Raw genomic sequence first — 18,702 nt, 5'->3', positions numbered from 1 at the left:
GCAGTCCCCAACGGGAGCGGTACCATAGCTCAGTTGGTAGAGCAAAGGACTGAAAATCCTTGTGTCCCTGGTTCGAATCCAGGTGGTACCACAAACAAAAATTAGAAGGTTGCGCCCTTAGCGGTGTAGCCTTTTTTCGTTTGGTACCCTCCCGTTTTCCGCAAAAACCCTTCCTGAAATTTCGGCCCGATACGGCAATCGCTCAGCCGTATCAGCCCGCAAAAACGGCGATGCCGCGCCGCTCCGGGTTTCAAATCCGGTGAAAACTAAATCGGTCTCCAAACCATCACTACTTTACGGCTGCATCCGGTACGGGAGGCAGCTATTTGACCGGGCGACTGAGCTCCGCAACTATCGCTACTTAGCGAACATTTGTAAACATGAGTTTTTCGATCACCAGGGGGCCGACACCGTTATTCTGAATCTTACTGATCAGGGTAGCCGTTACCTGGCGCAACTGGACGGCCAGCCGGATGCAGTCCCATACTGCGCCGTTTTCTTTACATAGAAGACCCGTTTTACTTACCATAAAATATAAGTCTTTGCTATCTTAGTGAGATATACAACACATGCCCTTTCTCACTAAAATTATTACCGATCCGGCCCGCTACCCCGCCGATGTTTACCCGTTTAATGTGCCAGCTATAAAAGATGGGATCGAGTTGGATATTGATTCGAATATAACTTTCCTGGTGGGCGAAAACGGCTCCGGTAAGTCGACCATCCTGGAGGGAATTGCTGATAATTGCGGCTTTAATTTATCCGGGGGCGGACGAAATCACCGGTTTCCCGCAGAGGAGGGCCTTCAAAACCTCTCGTCGGCCATGAAGCTGGTGTGGAGGCCCTCGAAAGTGACCAATGGCTTTTTCCTGCGGGCCGAAAGCTTTTTTAACTTTGCCAGTTATATCGACGAAATAGCGAAAGACGAGTTCGGGATTGTGGATGAGCGATTCCTTGACCAATATGGTGGTAAGTCGCTGCATCACCAATCGCACGGCGAATCGTTTTTTAGCCTGTTCACCAACCAATTCTCCAGGGGTATTTACCTGCTTGATGAGCCCGAGGCGGCGCTTTCGCCCAGCCGGCAGTTCGCTTTTATGATGCTTCTGCGCGAACTGGAGGACCGCGGACGGGCTCAATTCATTATTGCCACACATTCGCCTATATTGCTTTGCTACCCTGGAGCGACTATTTTCTCGGTTGAACACGGAATGCCTGAAGTTAAGTACCAGGATACCGAGCATTACCGGTTTTCGAAAGATTTCCTGAATAATCCCGATAGGTATTTGAGGCATATGGAGTGATTGGCGCCGGCAGGTAGTTAATGATTAACGCCTCCCGGGTTGGCGGATCAACCCGGGAAACCGTAGATCGGTGCGGCTATCACCACGGATTGCGGCCAGGCCTGGTCCAGTACCACAAAAACGTCATCGCTTAAAACTACCGGCAAGCCCGGATGTTGAGTAAGAAACGTTATGCTATGCGAAACCTGCTGCTCCTGTTATTCTTGTTTGCTGGTATTGTCCGTGGCTTCGCCCAGCAAAAACCGGTACCGCTCGACAAAGAACTGGCTGCCGTAAAGTACCCGTACCCGGTAAAGTTTCACCATTTCACTTCGCAGGGAGCTGAATTAAAAATGGCTTACCTCGATGTACCTGCATCGCAGCCAAACGGCAAAACCATCCTGCTGCTGCATGGAAAAAACTTTAATGCCGCCTACTGGGAGCAAACCATCGGCGAGCTTACCCGCCATGGCTTCAGGGTAGTTGCGCCCGACCAGGTGGGGTTCGGCAAGTCAACCAAGCCCGCGCATTACCAGTACAGCTTCCAGCAGCTTGCCGCAAATACCCGGACGATCCTCGACACGCTAAAGCTCACCCGGGTAATTGTGCTCGGTCACTCGATGGGCGGTATGCTGGCCACCCGCTTTGCGCTGATGTATCCCGCCATGACGGAAAAACTGGTGCTCGAAAACCCCCTGGGGCTTGAGGATTACAAAGCGCTGGTACCTTACCAAACGCCCGACGCCGCTTATCGCGCGGAACTAAAAAACACACCCGAAAGCTACCGCGAATATCAGCTGAAATATTACTATAACAACCAGTGGAAACCGGGTTACGACCGTTGGCTAAACCTGCTGGCAGGCTGGACACTTCACACCGATTACCCCGTGGTAGCGTGGAACGCCGCACTTACGTCGGACATGATCTTCACACAGCCTGTAGTCTACGAATTCGGGAATATCAAATGCCCGACGCTGCTGATCATCGGCACCCGCGACCGTACGGCCATCGGTAAGGAGCGCGCAGATAAAGTCACGCAGGAAACCATGGGCCAATACCAACTGCTCGGCAAAAGAACGCAGCAAGCCATCCCCGGGGCAAAGCTTGTGGAACTGGATAATGTGGGCCATTTGCCGCATATCGAGGCATTCGGGCGATTCATTGGGCCGCTGCTGGAGTTCCTGGAACGGTAACTCTCTGGTCTCTGCTTAACCCCTGTGTTTATTTGCCCGCAAAAGCACTGCGCAGCTTTGCGTTCTCTGCGTGGAAAAGGTCGCGCATAAATTCTCGCGCAAAGCACCGCGACACCCTGGCGTCCTTTGCGCGAGAAAAATCAAGTGAACTTGCCGCTATTTCCCGGCCGCGTTAGCCGCACTTGCCCCGAGCAGCTCTTCCAGCTTCTGCTGCAGCTCGGCGCCTCTCAGGTTACGGCCCACAATGGTGCCATCGGGCGCGATGAGGAAGTTCCCCGGGATGGCGCGTACGGCAAAAAGCTTAGCCGGTTCGCTGTCCCAATATTTAAGGTCCGAAACCTGCGTCCAGTTAAGCCCATCGTCTTTGATGGCCTTTACCCAGGCCGCCTTGCTCTTGTCCAGCGATACGCCTATCACGGTAAAACCGCGGTCTTTATATTTCTCGAAAGCTTTCACTACGTTCGGGTTCTCCCTCCGGCATGGGCCGCACCAGGCGGCCCAGAAATCGAGCAGGATGTATTTGCCAAGGTTTTGCGACAGCGTGAAGGATTTGCCGTTCACATCCGTAGAGGTGAAATCGGGCGCTTTATTGCCGACGGCTACCTTCCGGAGTACGGCCGGCAGCCCGTTCAGCACCTGCACATATTGCGTGCCGGCCAGCGATTTGTCCAGCAATGCTACGTTGCTTTCGATCTCCTCCGGCGTAAGGCGGTAGGAAAAATCGCGGTACAACACGTAGGCCGATACGATGGAGGCAGGTTGTGCTTTAATAAACTCGTCGATCTTTACACCGCGCTGCGTTTTATAAAGGCTAAACAGGTCCTGCGCTGCAGATCCCTTCACGGTAGTGTTTGCAAAATACTTCGCCGAGTCCAGCGAGATTTCCGCTTTCGGGTTGTCGAGGAACAGGAAATAAGGCGCTTTGTCTTTGTCGAACGTGAGCCCATACAGTTCCGGCAGCTGTACCGGGGTAGCAAACCGGAACTTGCCGTTTGTGATTTTCGAGGAATCGATCGTGCTGAACATCTTGTTCTGGAACTTCTGGAGATACACTTTTCCGGTTACCGGCGTGCGGCCGTCAAGTTGAAGAGTAGCGGGCGCCTGCGGGAAAGCGGCGTTTCCGGCGACTACGCCGAACGCCAGTGCGATGACAGATTTTAACGTTTTCATACTTTAGAGATTGGGGTTGGTGTTTATTTCGTTAACGGGAATAGGGAACAGGTAATAGGGACTATTTGCCACGAGGGGGCTGTTATCCGGGAACACGCGTACGTAATGTCCTTTAAGCAGCACGTCAGCGGTGCCGATCTTCACGGTTTCGGTGGTCTCCTTACGCACTACGGCCTGCTGCAGGCGCAGGATGTCGTCGAGCCGGAAACCTTCACCCCAAAGCTCACGCCGGCGCTCGCGGATGATCTCGTCGATCAGCCCGATTTCGTCAAAGTTAGCTGCCGCCGCCGCGGGGAGGTTACGCTTTACGCGTACCAGGTTCAGGGCGGTAACCGCACCGGCGAGGTCGTGCAGGCGGGCCTTGCTTTCTGCTTCGATCAATGCCATCTCCGAGGAGCGCATCAGCGGAATGTTTCCCGACTTGTCCGTTTTGTCTACGAACTTTTTGTACTTGATCCATCGGTACATTGGGTCGGAAGCGGTGGTAACCACTTCGAACAGCGATTTGCGGATATCGGCATTGTCAAACAGCGCGCGGAAATACGGATCAGGCATGATGCTGCGGTAGCCCGAAGCCGGTGTTACATCGATATAGGCAAAAAAAGAGGCGCCTCCAAGGTTTTGATCGGCCTTTTGCGGGTGTCCCCAGATCCACTCAGGGTTGGTTACGTCGTTAAAGCCCTGCAGGTATTGGGAGGCTTCCATCACCGGGTAGCCCGAACGTGCTTCGGCGGCTTTTGCCGCGGCGAGGTCCCATTTTTGCTGCGTAAGGTAAGTGCGGGCGAGCAATCCTTTCACTACGTTTACATCCGGCCGGTTCTTCACCGAACGCTTAAAGCCTGCCAGCAGCGTTTCGGCCTGGGTGAGGTCGGCAATTACCTGGCTATAAACTTCTTCTACGGTAGCGCGTGGCTTCCCGGCTGTAGAGGGAGTGGACGGCTCGATATAAATAGGTACGGCTTTGGCTGTTTTATCCTTGCTGTAAGTGAACTGGTATTGGCGTACCAGGTTCAGGTACACAAAGGCGCGGAGCGCGTAAGCTTGTCCTTTCAGGTACTTTTTATCGGCATCCGTGCCGGCGGCGGCGTCTGTTTTGGCCAGTATATTGTTTGCGTTATCGATCACCTTGTACTGGAAGCTCCAGAAAAACAGCGCACGGCGGGTGGTATTGTCAAACGGGTCTTTGTACGGGTAGGAATCGCGGAAGCCATATACGCCGTCGCGGGGGATCGCATCGTCGGCCATCGCGTCGCGGGTAAGCAGGATAGCGCCATAGCCGGGATTGTCCTGCGACGTGCTGGTTTCCATCAGGTAGCGGAGCGTTCCGTTCACCAGTGCATCGATGTTTTTGGTAGAGGCGAACGCTTCGGCATCGGTGAGGTCGCCAGAAGGGGCCGTATCGAAAAACTCGTCGCTGCAGCCGGAGCCGGTAAGCGCCAGCCCGGCGAGCAGTATATAGAGGATAGTTTTTAGAGATTTCATGTTTTCTGATTTAAAAAGAGAGATTTAGGCCGAATGAAAAGGTTTTCTGGGCAGGGTAGCGGTAGAAGGTTACGCCGTCCACTGCTTGTTCCGGGTCCAGTCCGTCGTGCCCGAAAAGCGTCACCAGGTTTTCGCCGCTGGCAAATACCCGCACGTCTTTAACGCCGATGCGTTTCGCCAGGGCTCCCGGAAGGTCGTAACCAAGGTTCACATTTTTGAGGCGTGCATACGTAGCGTTGTAGAGGAACCGTGTAGAAATACTGTTCCAGTTGGTAGCGATGGTGCTGAGGCGGGGCACATCGGTGCTGGTGTGTTCAGGTGTCCAGCGGTCGAGGATATCGGCGCTCCAGGTGCGGCCGATGCCTTCGCCATTGTGGGAGATCATCACCTCGTCGAGATCGAGGATCTTGCCGCCCAGGTTGTAAGCCAGCACGGCCGACAGGCTGAAGTTGCGGTAGCGGAAGTTGTTGGTTACGCCGCCATACAGATCTGGCAGGGCGCTTCCCTGGAAGTACTGGCTGGCATCGGCAAACACGCTGGTCGTGGTACGGCCGGTAACCTGCCCGCTGCTGATCACATCCTTGTACCACAGCGGTTTTCCGTTCGCAGGGTCTACGCCCGCCCATTCACGAATGTAGAAATCGTACACCGAGCTGCCCACGGTGAGCTTCTTGGTCGACCCAAGCTGCCCGATAGCACCCGCGATGATCTCCTTTTGCGGCAGTTTGGTGATCTTGTTCTTATAATGACCGAAGTTTACGCCAAGGTCCCACCGGAATACCTTGTTCCGCACCGGCGACACCTGGAGGTTGCCCTCGAACCCGGTGTTTTTCAGCGAGCCGATGTTATCGTCGATATCAGTAAAGCCCAGCGATGGAGAGAGCGGCCGGCTGAACAGCAGGTCCTTGGAGCTACGGTTATACACTTCGAACGACCCGCTCAGGCGGTTATCGAACAGGGCAAAGTCAGTACCGATGTTCAGGTTGAGGTTGGTTTCCCATTTCAGGCCGGGTGTAGGCAGGCGCGAAGAGATCAGTCCGGCATTGCCGAGACTGTTGTAAATACTGTATAAGCCGCGGTAAGCGTAGTAACTGCCGAGGTTATCGTTCCCCTGTGCGCCGTAGCTGCCTTTGAAGCTCAAGCTGTTAAGCCAGCCGGCGTCCTGGAGAAACGATTCGGATTTGGCGTTCCACGAAGCGCCGAACGACCAGAAATTACCCCACCGCGAATCCGCGCTGAAACGCGACGAGCCATCGCGGCGGAAGCTCGCCGAGAAATAGTACCTGCCATCGAAGTTATAGTCGATCTTTCCCAGGAAACTGGCAAGCTTGTAGTTGTCTGAACTGCCGCTGAAGCTGTTAAGGAGCGATGCCGCTGCCGGCTCGTCCTTATCGGCAAAGCCGAAGTTGCTGCGCGAGCCGGAGAGCGACGAGGTATTATAGTTATACACTTCCTGGCCGCCAAGCAGGTCGAAATGATTGGCGGCGAGATCGAAGGTATAACTAAGCAGGTTGTTGAAAGTGTATCCCAGGCCCCTTGCGCTGCTTTTGCTTACCGAGCCGCCGCCGCTTACGCCTGTTCCCAGGATGGGATTGGTATAAGAGTGACCGAGGCGGCTGTTATAATCCGCATTGAGGCTGCTCTTTAACTTCAGCCCGTTGGCAATGTTCAGTTGGATATTGCCGCGAAAGGTTAATGCATCGTTCTTACTGCTGTACTTATTCAGGTCGGCGCCGCCCAGCAGGTTGTTGCCGGTAGCCGCCGAGCTTGGGCGGTAGTTGCCAAAATCGTAAATACGGTTGCCGTTCTCGTCGAGTTTGTAAGAGCCGTCGGCATTGCGTTCGTATACCGGGTAGATATTGGATACCAGGCGGGGAAAGTTGGCGAAGTTCCCCTGGCTGCTGTCTGTTTGCGGCGGCGAATCCTGGCTGGTAGACGAGGCCGTAACGTTCAGGCCGGCTTCGAACCAGTTGTTTACCCGGGTATTGTAGTTTACGCGGGTATTAAAGCGCTGGAAACCCGAAGCTACGATGAACCCTTTATCGCTCAGGTAACCACCGGAAACGAAGTATTTCGAGTCGGCGCTGCCGCCGCTGATGCCCAGGCTGAGCTCATTGCGGATACCGGTGCGGGAGAGCGATTCGGCCCAGTCGTCGTTCCAGAGGGGTACGGCGCCGGCCACCAGTTTGCCATCCAGCCCTACCGGGTTTGGGTATGCCGTGCCAAAGGGATTGATCTTGAGGGTACTCACCAGCTCGTTAGTAGCGTATTGTGCAGCGAGCGCTGCCGTTTTCCCCTGGTCGAGCTGGTTGTTGCGCAAGGCTTCCCATTCAAGCTCGAAATATTGCTGCGTGTTTACGAAGCCGTAATCGGCCACCGCGCGGCTGGAGAGCCCGGTACTGGCATTGAGCGATACCTGCGGCTTAGTGTTCAGTTTGCCTTGTTTGCTGGTAATGATCACTACGCCATTCGCGCCGCGCGAGCCGTATAACGCACTGGCCGACGCATCTTTGAGTACGGTGATAGACTGTACATCGTTGGGGCTGATGGCATTGATGTTTCCCGAAAACGGCACGCCATCCACTACGTAAAGCGGCGTGCTCGAAGCATTTACCGAACCGATGCCGCGGATACGTAAAGTAGCGTCGCTGCCCGGCTGGCCTGCAGAGGCTATTGATTGTACACCAGGCGCCAACCCCTGCAAGCTACGGCTCAGGGTCGAAACCTGCTGCCGCTGAATCTGTTCGGCGTTCACCACGGATGCGGAGCCGGTATACGTTGTTTTATTCGCAGTGCCATAAGCCACCACGAGTACCTCGTTGAGGGTATTGCTGGCTGATCTCAGGGAGATGTTTACCGGGGCATCGGTAATAGCAGCCTCTTGTTTATCGAACCCTACATAGGTAAATATAAGCGTACGCTCTTCCGGCTTTACCAGGATGGCAAAACGACCGTCGGCATCGGTATAAGTGCTTCTCCCGGTTTCTTTTATCAGTACGCTGACGCCGGCCAGCGCCTGTTGAGTATCTTCCTGGGTTACCGTGCCGGTAACCCGTTTATCCTGCGCATAGCTGTGGCTGACGAGTGCCAGCAGGACCGCCAGGCAGGCAAGTAATTTTGTTTTCATGTTGTGATTAAAGGCTAATAGAATGATCGAAAATGTGCTATCGCGGGGCGGCCGCAGCTCCCCGCACGGCAGGCAAATTCAACAACAATGCATCGATGCGGTGACCAATGGGGCGGATAAGCAGGTAAAAAATTTCATGTTCTAGGTGTGTTAATAGTTTCGGTAAACTACCGGGCTTATCAACAGAACAGGTGGAGCAGGGCGGCAGATGAGCGAGTTTTTCCGGCCGGAACATAAACTAACTTATCTTTTCCGAATTGCTTCGAAACAGGAATTAGCACCTTGATAACATGGCGTTTACAGGTTGCTAAGACTTCACAGGGCCTTTCCCTCCGTCTTTCTGGATAAGCAGGAAATTAAAGAACGGTACGTTTACCGGGACAAATGTAATACAATATCTACTAAAACTATAGACTATATTATTTTTAAATCAAAATTCTAGGTTACTACCTTTAAATCAGCGATTAAATTTTACGAAATGTGATTCCTGGCTATGGCTTGGCTACGATTACGCCTTGTAATTGCTTCCCGTTAATACGTATGGTACCGAATGCGCGATTCGTGGTATCGGCGGATGACTTTAACCTGGAGCTATAGCCCACTACGGTGACCACCTTGTCGTCCCCGCTATTTTCGGCGGGTGTATTAACGATGATACCGGGTGTGCGTAACCTCAGCTGGAGCTTCTTTACCGGTTCGGCCGGCAGCGGCGGAGAGGTTACCGGGAGGGGATCTACACCCGCGAACCCGATCTGTGCCGGGTCGATCTCGGCAGCTTTCGTCGGCTCAACGATCGAGATTTCTGTCATGGCTGCAGTTCGGGCGCGACCCGTAGCGTTAAAGGCGATATTCTTTTTGGTAGTTGCTGCAGGCAGCACCGAAGCTTCTTTAATTTCCCCGGGCCTAATAAAGACCTGCTGCAGTGGCGCTAGTTGTTTTTGTATTTCTTTGTCAGAGACGGTAAACGCTAGGGTGATGAGCAGCAACACCGGCAGCACCAGCACATATCGGCCAAGCGTTAACCGCGACGACCGGCGGGAGTTCATCATCAGGATCCGCTTTTTCAGGTCAGACAGGTTAAAATTGGTAGCTATCGTGGTAGCCGGCGCCAGGTTGCCAACGGCTAATAAGCTGTACTGGTAGGTTTTACGGTCGACACCCCGGGTAAGCATCTTTTCGTCGGTAATAAACTCCAGATTTTCCTTCACCGCTTTTTTGATCAGCCACACACCGGGGTTAAACCAGTAGAACACGATGCTTAGCTCAGCCAGCAGGATATCGGCCGTATGCCATTGCCTGATGTGGATCTTTTCGTGTTCGAGAATGGTCCTCAGCTCGCTTTCGCGGTGAAGGGCAGGGTTGATATACACGTTCCGCCAGAAGGAAAAAGGGCCCATGGCTTCGGTTAAGATCCTTACCGGGTGATTGGCAACCGACCCTGGTGCAGACCGGCGGTGTACCCCATACAAGGATACAAGCTGAATGATCAACCGCAATGCCATCGCCGCTGTGCCGGCATAAAATACGATCATCATCAGTTCCCAGTTTACGGTTAAGAGGGCCGGGGGCGTAAGCCCGGTCACCCGCTGGTTCAGCTCAGGCACGTAAGCCGCCAATTGGTCGTTTGCCGGGAAGAACCGGTGATACAGGTCGGTAAGATCGATAAACGGGTACGCCGATGAAAACACGATGCCGAAAACCAGGAACGAGCGGTTGAGCGTGTAAAAGGTCAGCCTTCGCAGCACACCATAGTAAGCCGCGGCAAACAACAGCAGCACCAGGTTAATCTTAAACAGGATGATGAACAGCTGCGGCATCGTTTTATTTTTCCGGTTTCTCGATCAGGTTAATAATCTCTTTAAGTTCTTCGGCGCTGATCTTTTTATCCTTCGCGAAGAATGTGACCAGTTCTTTATAAGAGCTTTTGAAATAATTGTTTACAAAGCCAGACATAAAGCGTTTTTTATACTCCGCCTCTTTCACCAGGGCGCTGTAGCGGTTGGCATTGGCATAACGCTCGCTTTTTAAATAGCCCTTTTTCTCCAGGTTTTTAATGGTGGAGGCCAGCGTAGTATAGGGTGGTTTAGGCTCGGGCATGGCATCCATAAAATCCTTTATGAAACCGTTTTCTACCTGCCATACGGCGAGCATGGCCTCTTCTTCCTGTTGTGACAACTTCTCCATATTTACGAATAGTTCGTAAATATAATAATTTATTCAAAACCTAAAGTGCCGGTACAGGTAGAAGATAGGCGTCCCGGATTTTATTTTTAATTCTAATCGTGCTCTAATCTAGGTAATGTGTTCATTAGATACTTTTACGGGTAGTAATAGGAAAGCCCGGATCGCTAATAGTTTGGGTTTGTTGATCAGCCTGCCTGGTTTGTCGCATCTCTTGCTCATGATGATGGGTGAGCGGATACGGCAGACCGGAAGGAGGCTGAATCGTCCAAGTTAATATCACCGATACCGTAGGGAATGACGGGAACGGAGAATAGTATTCCCGGTGGTATGAAGTAACCCGGCTAGTTCAAATTCTCCTTGAAAAACCCGATCGTACGCTGCCACGCCAGTTCTGCAGCCGCTTTATCGTACCTGGGTGTGGTATCGTTGTGAAAGCCGTGGTTTGCTCCTTCGTAAATAAACGCCTGGTATTTCTTACCGTTTTCTTTTAAGGCGGCTTCGTAGGCAGGCCAGCCGCCGGTGATGCGGGTATCGAGCGATGCGTAATGCAGCTGCAGCGGAGCCTTAATATTGGGCACATCGGCAAGGGCCGGCTGCCCTCCGTAAAAAGGCACGGCTGCTGCCAGGCCGGGGATGCGTACCGCCATCATGTTGGCAATACCACCGCCATAGCAAAAGCCTACTACACCGATCTTGCCGTTGCAATCTTTGTTGGTTTTCAGGTACTCGTAGGCGGCGATAAAGTCCTCCTGCATTTCTTTGGGGTCGCGTTTGCTTTGCATGGCGCGGCCTTCGTCGTCGGTGCCCGGGTAACCACCCAGCGGGGTTAAGGCATCCGGCGCCAGCGAAACAAATCCCGCCAGGGCAGCTCTCCGGGCCACATCTTCAATATGCGGGTTCAGTCCGCGGTTTTCGTGTACCACGATGATTCCGCCAAGCTTATTTTTCGCATCAGCCGGCCGGGAAAGTAACGCCTTGATCGTTTTTCCGCCTTTAGGCGAAGGGTAATTGATGTATTCGGATTTTAACCTCGGATCATCCGCCTTCACCTGGATAGCGCCTTCGTAATCGGGCATCATAAAGCTCATTAAAGAGGACACTGTAAGGCCGCCAACCGCATAGGCGGATAGTTTTTGCGTAAACGTACGCCGGTCGAGGCGGTTATGTGCGTAGGCGTCGTAAAGGTCAAACACTTCCTGTTTAATGTCTTCTTTTTTGATCTGGGTCATATTGGTCAAGTATGGTTAACCAAATTTATAAATAATTACCGTTAACAGGAGAAATGTAGTGAGTTATCATGGTTATCTTGCATCTCATGCGGAGCTTGCCGGAGGAGTAACGATTCGGGAAAGGTTGCCGTCGCCTGTGACCTCTTCGCCAGGATCAGGATAACAACGAACAGGATCAGGATTGCCGTGCCCTGGAGAAGTAATGGAGATGCCCGTTGCGCAAAAGCGCTTCCGCAGGTAATGAGCAGAATAATAAGCCCTTGATCAGGTGCATAATGAATATCCCCAATTACGCCTTTCTGCGAAATATAGTAGATAAACAGCCCGAAAATTAGACGAAGGGAGTTGTGAATACCGTACGCCGCCCATACCTTTAGCTTATGGCCCTACCTGTTCAGCAAGCCGATTGGATGATAAGCCGGCCGCCTGCTGCGCGCCGGAAAACCGTATTGCACCTGGCTTATTGGGTGATCGTTACGCTGGCGTTTCTTTTCGAACGATCGTACATCTGGCGCAAGCATAACCTGCCGTATTTCGTGGAGTGCGTAACCGTGCGAATGGGGCTGTTGGTGGCGGTCTCGTATGCCAATAGTTATTGGCTGCTGGGCACTTACCTGCTGAAAAGGAAGTACAAAACGTATTTCATGCTCGTTGTGCTGCTTATTATCGCTTATGTATTGATACAGAGCGTGTACGACCTGTACCTGTTTGGTTATGTGATGGGCGCGGTAAACGATCCCGGCCTGTGGAGGGCGTTGCTGTTTAATGCGTTTAATACCGTTTGGTATGTTACTTTAAGTATAGCGCTGAAGCTCAGCATCGACTGGTACGAGCAGAACCGTGTACTGCAGCGCACCCGGATCGAAAAAATGCAGGCTGAGATCAACTACCTGCGTGCGCAGGTGAACCCGCATTTCCTGTTCAATGTGCTTAACAGCCTGTATTCGCTCACGATCAAAAAATCCGACCTTGCGCCGGAGATGGTGCTTAAGCTTTCGGAGATGATGGAATACATGCTTTACGAGAGCCAGGAGCCGTTCGTGGCCATGGAACGGGAGCTCCATTACCTCCGGAACTATCTCGACCTGGAGAAGCTGCGCCAGGGTAACCAAGCCGATATCCGGCTTGAGATCTCCGGCGATCCGCTCGGAAAGCACATCGCGCCCTTCCTGCTGCTTCCCCTGGTGGAAAATGCTTTTAAGCACGGGGTGAGCAAAGTATTGTATGCGGCGTGGTTGCACATCAGGGTGGATATCGGGGCTGATACGCTGTCTTTCAGCATTGAAAATAATGCGCCGCCCGTTGCTGCGCAGGTCAAACATGCGGGCATCGGCCTGTCAAACCTGGCCCAACGATTAGCGCTGCTTTACCCGGGGCGGCATACACTGGAGGTAAATCATGAAGAGGAGGTGTTTAAGTTAAGGATGGTGATCCGGTTAGATGACGTCGCTCCGTGAACAGATCGTGCAAGCTATTAACGCATCAATATAAGGGTAGCTAACGAAATTTTACCTATTTTTGCTAAAAATACTAGCACCTTTTTCTTTTGGAGCCCACCCCCCTCACCCCCGCCATGCAGCTGGCGCTCGATTACGTGGAAACCACCAATTCCATCATTTTCCTCACGGGAAAGGCAGGAACGGGTAAGACCACTTTCCTGCGGCATATCCGTACCCATGTAAAGAAGCGGATGGCCATTGCCGCTCCAACCGGTGTTGCGGCCATCAATGCGGGTGGGATGACCGTTCACTCGCTGTTCCAAATGCCGTTCGGTCCGCTGGTGCCCGCACGCTCCCTGGGTGACGTATTCTACGGCGACGAAAAAAAGGAGCTGCTTACCAACCTCGAGCTGCTGGTCATCGACGAAGTAAGTATGGTACGTCCCGATATCCTGGACCGGATCGATCTCGTTCTCCGCAGCCTGAATGGCAACAACCATCCCTTCGGCGGCGTGCAATTACTGCTCATCGGCGACCTGGCCCAGCTGAGCCCCATCATCCGCGAAGACGAATGGCCTATCTTGGGGCGGTATTATTCAACGCCCTATTTCTTCAGCAGCCTCGTACTGCAAAAGCTTACGTATGTGCGCATCAGCCTCGAGCAGGTGTTCAGGCAAAAGGAGCAGGCGTTTGTGGACCTGCTGAATGAAATACGCAACCAGTCTGTAAGTGCGCAAAGCCTTGCACTGCTCAATGCGCGTTACCGACCGGGATTTTATCCCCCGGCTAACGATCCCTACATCACCCTCACCACCCATAACCGCATCGCCCAACAACTTAATAATGAGTACCTGGAGGCCCTCCCGGGAAGGGTTTTCGAATTTAAAGCGGCTATCCGCGGCGAATTCCCGCAGGATGCTTATCCCACCGAGACCAGCCTCCGGCTGAAGGAAGGTGCGCAGGTGATGTTCGTAAAGAACGACACTTCGGCAGAAAAGCTTTTTTATAACGGGAAAATCGGTACCGTTACGCGCATAAGCGACGACACAGTTTTTGTGCAATGCGGCTCGGACCTGCGCGAGATCACCGTAACCGCCCTGGAATGGACCAATATCAGGTACCAACTGGACGACCAGCAGATCAGCGAAACCAATGCCGGCAGCTTTACGCAGCTTCCCCTGAAACTGGCCTGGTCTATCACCATCCATAAAAGCCAGGGACTTACGTTCGATAAGGCCATTATTGATGTAAGCGAGGCCTTCGCCCATGGGCAGGCATACGTGGCGCTTAGCCGTTGCCGGAGCCTGTCGGGGATGGTGTTGAGGAACCCGGTATCGGCCGAAAACGTGATAGGCGACCCGGTGGTGGCTAAGTACAATGCGGAAGCCGGTGCGGCGCCCGATGCGGAACGGCTGCACCGTGACCAGGCGCTTTACCGGGAATTCCTGCTTACAGAACTGTTCAACTTCCATGAGCTGACAGGTAAAGCTGCCGGTTTTGAAGGGCTTATACCCGGTTTCCGGGACGAGGTGAGCGAAGTGGCGGAGAAGTTCGTACGGCAGATTGCACAGCATCCGGCAGGGCGCGTGCAAAAAGCGGCTGCCTGGTTCCGGCAGAAACTGGAAGGTGTTATTCCTGTACTGCACGCTGCCATGTCAGACCTGATCAGTCAATCCGCCGACCCGGATAAAAAAGCGGCCAAAGCCGACCAGCTCATTCAATGGCTAATGACCAGGATGGAGCTGATGTCGCATTTCGCGGAAGCACCGTTTACCTCGTCTGCTTACCTGGAGTTAAAAAAAGAGAAACGGGCTTCGGCGGCGGCAGATCAGTCGCGCTCGTATGTAAAAGCGCTGAATGCGAAACCCAACGAGGCGCTTTTTGAGCGACTGCTTCAGTGGCGAAAGGCGATCGCCGAAGGCGAAAAAGTATTGCCCGACATGGTATTAACAGAACGAACCATGGCCGCTATCGCGGAAAAGCTGCCGGCTACGATGAAAACGCTGGGCGCCATGAAAGGTATCGGCCAGGCCAAAGCCGCCGCCTACGGGCCTGCGCTCATCCCCATGATCAGGAATTACCAGCAGGAGATACAGGGAACGGAAACGGAACAGGGGAGTTTGTTTTAAGTTGACCGATCGCGAAATAGCGACCTGTACATAGCCGACAGCGCCATACCCGCGGCTTAAGTAACATACAGGATACATCACGCAAATATTTCGCTATCGCCCGGCGGTGAGTGCAACATTCGGGGGAGGTGGGCGTCTACTTTGCAGAAAACCTTGTCCCCCATTTGCATGAAAACCCGTATCCTGTTACTTTCTTTCGTCGTTTTTTGTTTCTCTGCCGTTGCTCAGAAAAGCGGTTCCGTATCGGGTATCCTGCTCGATAGTGTAAATATTAAAGAAACACTTACGTATGCCACTGTTTCTGTTTACAAGGCAGCCGACAGCAGCCTGATCAGTTATAAATTGTCTGATGATAAAGGGGCGTTCAGGCTGGGGAACCTGCCAACGGGCATTCCGCTCCGGCTTGTCATCAATGCGTTCCGCTACAAAGTGTACCGCAAAGTATTCACGCTAACGGACGATCGCCCTAACGCGGACCTTGGCAACTTACTTCTTTCGCTAAAGAACAACACCCTGGCCGAGATCGAGCTGGTAGCCGAGCGTCCGCCGATCGTAGTACGTAAAGATACCATCGAGTTTAACGCCGGTTCGTTTAAAACGCTGCCGACCGCCGTGGTAGAAGACCTGCTAAAGAAACTTCCAGGGGTAACTATCGCCGCCGATGGATCGATACAGGTAAATGGGAAAACCGTGAGCAAGATCCTGGTAGACGGTAAGGAATTTTTCGGCGGCGACCAGCAGATCGCTACCAAGAACCTGCCCGCCAACATTATAGACCGTGTACAGGTTACCGAAGACAAAGAGGCCAAACGCCGCGACCCGGACCTGATTGCCGCCAACACCCCCCAGGTGATTAACCTGAAGCTTAAGAAGGCGATAAAGCAAGGCGCTTTCGGCAAACTTTATGGAGGCGGCGGTCCGAAGGATTACTACGAGGGCGGCGCCATTTTTAACGTCTTTCGTGATACCACCCAGGTAAGCGCGCTGGCGTACGGCAACAACGTAAACAAGCCGGGCTTTACCATCGGCGACATCCAGCGGATCGGCGGCTTCGCACGGGCGGGCGTAAATTCCTGGATGACGAACAGCGAGGGCGGGTTCGCGCTTGACAACATCTCTTTTGGCGGCCTCGGCAACGGCTTGCAGAAAACAGCAGGTGGCGGCTTTAACCTTAATACCCTCACCAAAGGGGGGATCAAGCTTAATGGAAAATACTTCTTCGGGTTGAATAGCAGCCTTGCGGAACAGCTTACCAACGACGACCAGACGCTGGGAGCCGACCGCCTGATCGGCTACAGCATCGCCAATAATAACAATAAATCATATACTCATAATATCGGTGGAAAAATGGAGTGGAAGATCGACTCGCTTACCACGTTTAATTTTAATCCCACCATTACCATCAGCACCTTCAGAAACCGGGCATTGATGGATAAAACAAGCTCCAACAGCAGCAATATACCCATTAACAAAGCGGTGACCAGCACCCGGCAAAACGGTACCAACCTGGATTTTAACCTCTACGCAGATTACTGGAAAGATTTTAAGAAAGCCGGGCGTTCTTTTAACATGAGCCTGAATGCCTCCCAGCGCAACAACCTGAACGATTATTACAACTCATCCTTGAGTACATTCTACGCCACGTCGGTCAATACCTCGATCGATCAGCTGCGCGATAACGACATCCGCAATATGCGAAGCTCGTTATCGGCCAACTATTCGGAGCCGATCAATAAGAAGCTTACCTTTTCGGCAAACGTGATCGGTATTTACCTTTCGAATGAGAATGCATTGTCGACCTTTTACAAGAACACGGCCGGCGACGAATACGACGTAGCCATCCCCACCCTCTCCGAAACGGTTAAGCAAACCGGTTTTAAAAGCAGTGTAAGAGCGAGGTTGCGGTGGAAAGCGACCAAAGACCTGGCGATCCGTCCGGGTATGGTGTTTAATACCATTAACCTGGAGAATACGTTTACCACGAATCCCCGGTTAAGCCAGGATTATGTGTTCTTTGCACCCACGATGAACATTGTGTACAAGGCGCTCTCGGTAGATTATACCCCTTCGTTCACCGAGCCCGATGTGCAGTATGTACAGCCGGTGGCCAACAATACCGATCCGTTGTTTATCCAGAATGGCAACCCATCACTTAAACCGGCCGTAGCGCACCAGGTGAGCATGAACCTGTACAAGAACGACGTGAAGCACGCGCTTAACTATAACCTGTATATGAATGGAAGCTACAGGAACGATGCGATCGTTATGTCGCGCACAATTTCCGGCACCGGTGTCCAGGTAAACAACCCGGTAAACGCCGATGGTTTTATGCAGTTTTATCTCGGTTCGAATGTAAACAAGGATATCAAGAGAGATAAACGCCAGATCACGTTGGGTACGGGGTTCTGGACCAACTATTCGCGCACGGTGGTGATCGTGAATTCGAACGAGAGCTTTGCAAAAAACCTGTCTTTCTCGCCCCGCGGAAGCGTAAGGCTCAACTTTAATGACAAGCTGGAAATTAACCAGAACTACAGTGTTTCGGTGAACAAAACTACTTACGACGATGATTTTTTCCACGACCGGAACTTTCTTACGCACAACACCGAATCGGAACTCATCCTGCGGCTGCCGTCGAAGTTCGTTTGGGAAACCACTTACCGCATGCAGATCAACAACCAGTCAATTGCAGGTTACAATAACAACATCAGGCTCTGGAACGCGGGGTTAACCTACCTGTTTATGAAGAATAACCGGGCGCAGCTCAAGTTTTCGGTAAACGACCTGCTGAACGCCAACGTGCGGCGTTACGCATACATTACCGATAACCTGGTAAGGAACGTGCAATCGAACAACCTGGGGCGGTACGCGCTTCTTACGCTCACCTACAACGTACAGAATTTTGGCGGGAAAGTTGGCGGGAAAGAGCGGTTCTTCGGGTTTTAAAGAGCAGGCGGTGAATTACTTAACCCTCTTAAACGTCAGCGTTTTTCCGAGGAGCTTTACGTGCCAGTAGCCTCTTACGCTGAGTACGTCGTCGCCTGAAAGCGATACCGCAGAGTTCCATTCGCGGCCTGATTTGGCATCGTAGATGAACCCGTTTTCCCAGCAATCTTTTTGGGGGTTATACGCGAGCCCGCGTAATACTTCTGAGCCGATCACCCTGCGCTTTTGCAGTACCGGATCGGGATTGCGGTGGTCCAGGCGAACGTTCATGGGGCGTGAAGGGTCATCGGAATCATCAAACCAAACGATCTTCGCTTTAAAGTCGTTGTTTTTCCGGTATACTTCCACGATCACGTTCTTTTGTGCGGAGATCCATTTTCCGAGGATGCGGTCTTCGCGGACCGGGGGCTGAACACTGTCAAAAACCCGTGTCAGCAGGATAAAGCATACGAGGGCTTTAAAATTCATCTGGAGCCGGTAAGTTCGGGTTTTCCCGGGTCGCGGTAAAAGCTGCGCGAGG

Annotated in this window: 13 protein-coding genes, 1 tRNA gene and 1 riboswitch; of the genes, 6 read left to right on the top strand and 8 right to left on the bottom strand. The window is 52.7% G+C overall.

Annotation, left to right across the window (positions count from 1 at the left end; all coding sequences use genetic code 11):
* Positions 1-18: 18 nt before the first annotated feature.
* Positions 19-91 (top strand) — tRNA-Phe (locus tag GS398_RS04635).
* 270 nt (positions 92-361) lie between these two features.
* Here the strand turns inward: GS398_RS04635 and GS398_RS04630 are convergent.
* Positions 362-529: a hypothetical protein gene (locus GS398_RS04630; RefSeq protein WP_160905536.1), complete on the bottom strand. Its 168-nt coding sequence runs from the start codon at positions 527-529 to the stop codon at positions 362-364.
* A gap of 40 nt (positions 530-569) precedes the next feature.
* Between GS398_RS04630 and GS398_RS04625 the strand changes: the two genes are divergently transcribed.
* Together GS398_RS04625 and GS398_RS04620 are read left to right on the top strand one after the other, a co-directional pair.
* A complete protein-coding gene (locus tag GS398_RS04625) occupies positions 570-1,304 on the top strand; it encodes an AAA family ATPase (RefSeq protein WP_160905535.1) in 735 nt (244 codons plus the stop codon).
* A gap of 152 nt (positions 1,305-1,456) precedes the next feature.
* On the top strand, positions 1,457-2,476 hold the full coding sequence (locus GS398_RS04620; protein ID WP_237488082.1) for an alpha/beta fold hydrolase: 1,020 nt from the start codon (positions 1,457-1,459) through the stop codon (positions 2,474-2,476).
* 156 nt (positions 2,477-2,632) lie between these two features.
* Here the strand turns inward: GS398_RS04620 and GS398_RS04615 are convergent, their stop codons facing one another.
* The 6 genes from GS398_RS04615 to GS398_RS04590 form a co-directional block, all read right to left on the bottom strand.
* Positions 2,633-3,646: a TlpA disulfide reductase family protein gene (locus tag GS398_RS04615; protein WP_160905534.1), complete on the bottom strand. Its 1,014-nt coding sequence runs from the start codon at positions 3,644-3,646 to the stop codon at positions 2,633-2,635.
* A gap of 3 nt (positions 3,647-3,649) precedes the next feature.
* A complete protein-coding gene (locus tag GS398_RS04610; protein WP_160905533.1) occupies positions 3,650-5,128 on the bottom strand; it encodes a RagB/SusD family nutrient uptake outer membrane protein in 1,479 nt (492 codons plus the stop codon).
* Positions 5,129-5,138: 10 nt separating this feature from the next.
* Positions 5,139-8,255 carry a SusC/RagA family TonB-linked outer membrane protein gene (locus tag GS398_RS04605; RefSeq protein ID WP_160905532.1) on the bottom strand — a complete coding sequence of 1,039 codons (3,117 nt, stop codon included), beginning with the start codon at positions 8,253-8,255 and terminating at the stop codon, positions 5,139-5,141.
* 240 nt (positions 8,256-8,495) lie between these two features.
* A riboswitch (SAM riboswitch) is annotated at positions 8,496-8,606 on the bottom strand.
* Between the two features lie 140 nt (positions 8,607-8,746).
* Entirely contained in the window at positions 8,747-10,072 is a 1,326-nt protein-coding gene (locus GS398_RS04600) for a M56 family metallopeptidase (protein ID WP_160905531.1), read from the bottom strand.
* Positions 10,073-10,076: 4 nt separating this feature from the next.
* Positions 10,077-10,439, bottom strand: a complete 363-nt coding sequence (locus GS398_RS04595; RefSeq protein WP_160905530.1) for a BlaI/MecI/CopY family transcriptional regulator — start codon at positions 10,437-10,439, stop codon at positions 10,077-10,079.
* 341 nt (positions 10,440-10,780) lie between these two features.
* Complete coding sequence (locus GS398_RS04590) at positions 10,781-11,668, bottom strand: dienelactone hydrolase family protein (RefSeq protein WP_160905529.1); 888 nt, start codon at positions 11,666-11,668, stop codon at positions 10,781-10,783.
* 380 nt (positions 11,669-12,048) lie between these two features.
* Between GS398_RS04590 and GS398_RS04585 the strand changes: the two genes are divergently transcribed.
* The 3 genes from GS398_RS04585 (at position 12,049) to GS398_RS04575 (ending at position 18,182) form a co-directional block, all read left to right on the top strand.
* The gene (locus GS398_RS04585; protein WP_202405951.1) at positions 12,049-13,125 is read left to right on the top strand and encodes a sensor histidine kinase; all 1,077 of its coding nucleotides are present in this window, start codon (positions 12,049-12,051) and stop codon (positions 13,123-13,125) included.
* An 89-nt stretch (positions 13,126-13,214) separates the two neighbouring features.
* A complete protein-coding gene (locus GS398_RS22740) occupies positions 13,215-15,236 on the top strand; it encodes an HRDC domain-containing protein (protein WP_160905528.1) in 2,022 nt (673 codons plus the stop codon).
* Between the two features lie 168 nt (positions 15,237-15,404).
* Positions 15,405-18,182, top strand: coding sequence for an outer membrane beta-barrel protein (locus GS398_RS04575; protein ID WP_160905527.1), 2,778 nt, complete (start codon positions 15,405-15,407; stop codon positions 18,180-18,182).
* Positions 18,183-18,197: 15 nt separating this feature from the next.
* Here the strand turns inward: GS398_RS04575 and GS398_RS04570 are convergent, their stop codons facing one another.
* Complete coding sequence (locus GS398_RS04570; protein WP_160905526.1) at positions 18,198-18,650, bottom strand: DUF2147 domain-containing protein; 453 nt, start codon at positions 18,648-18,650, stop codon at positions 18,198-18,200.
* Positions 18,651-18,702: the final 52 nt, after the last annotated feature.

Origin of the sequence: Hufsiella ginkgonis, assembly GCF_009834915.1 — a bacterium.
GTDB lineage: Bacteria > Bacteroidota > Bacteroidia > Sphingobacteriales > Sphingobacteriaceae > Hufsiella > Hufsiella ginkgonis.
The sequence above is the reverse complement of the archived record's forward strand: the minus strand, read 5'-3'. Positions and strand labels throughout refer to the sequence as shown.

What these genes read in the sequence shown, in the direction of transcription:
- GS398_RS04615 (WP_160905534.1), bottom strand. Translation starts at nt 3,646, where the DNA reads ATGAAAACGTTAAAATCTGTCATCGCACTGGCGTTCGGCGTAGTCGCC.
- GS398_RS04590 (WP_160905529.1), bottom strand. Translation starts at nt 11,668, where the DNA reads ATGACCCAGATCAAAAAAGAAGACATTAAACAGGAAGTGTTTGACCTT.
- GS398_RS04630 (WP_160905536.1), bottom strand. Translation starts at nt 529, where the DNA reads ATGGTAAGTAAAACGGGTCTTCTATGTAAAGAAAACGGCGCAGTATGG.
- GS398_RS04610 (WP_160905533.1), bottom strand. Translation starts at nt 5,128, where the DNA reads ATGAAATCTCTAAAAACTATCCTCTATATACTGCTCGCCGGGCTGGCG.
- GS398_RS04575 (WP_160905527.1), top strand. Translation starts at nt 15,405, where the DNA reads ATGAAAACCCGTATCCTGTTACTTTCTTTCGTCGTTTTTTGTTTCTCT.
- GS398_RS04605 (WP_160905532.1), bottom strand. Translation starts at nt 8,255, where the DNA reads ATGAAAACAAAATTACTTGCCTGCCTGGCGGTCCTGCTGGCACTCGTC.
- GS398_RS04570 (WP_160905526.1), bottom strand. Translation starts at nt 18,650, where the DNA reads ATGAATTTTAAAGCCCTCGTATGCTTTATCCTGCTGACACGGGTTTTT.
- GS398_RS04600 (WP_160905531.1), bottom strand. Translation starts at nt 10,072, where the DNA reads ATGCCGCAGCTGTTCATCATCCTGTTTAAGATTAACCTGGTGCTGCTG.
- GS398_RS04625 (WP_160905535.1), top strand. Translation starts at nt 570, where the DNA reads ATGCCCTTTCTCACTAAAATTATTACCGATCCGGCCCGCTACCCCGCC.
- GS398_RS04595 (WP_160905530.1), bottom strand. Translation starts at nt 10,439, where the DNA reads ATGGAGAAGTTGTCACAACAGGAAGAAGAGGCCATGCTCGCCGTATGG.
- GS398_RS04585 (WP_202405951.1), top strand. Translation starts at nt 12,049, where the DNA reads ATGGCCCTACCTGTTCAGCAAGCCGATTGGATGATAAGCCGGCCGCCT.
- GS398_RS04620 (WP_237488082.1), top strand. Translation starts at nt 1,457, where the DNA reads ATGTTGAGTAAGAAACGTTATGCTATGCGAAACCTGCTGCTCCTGTTA.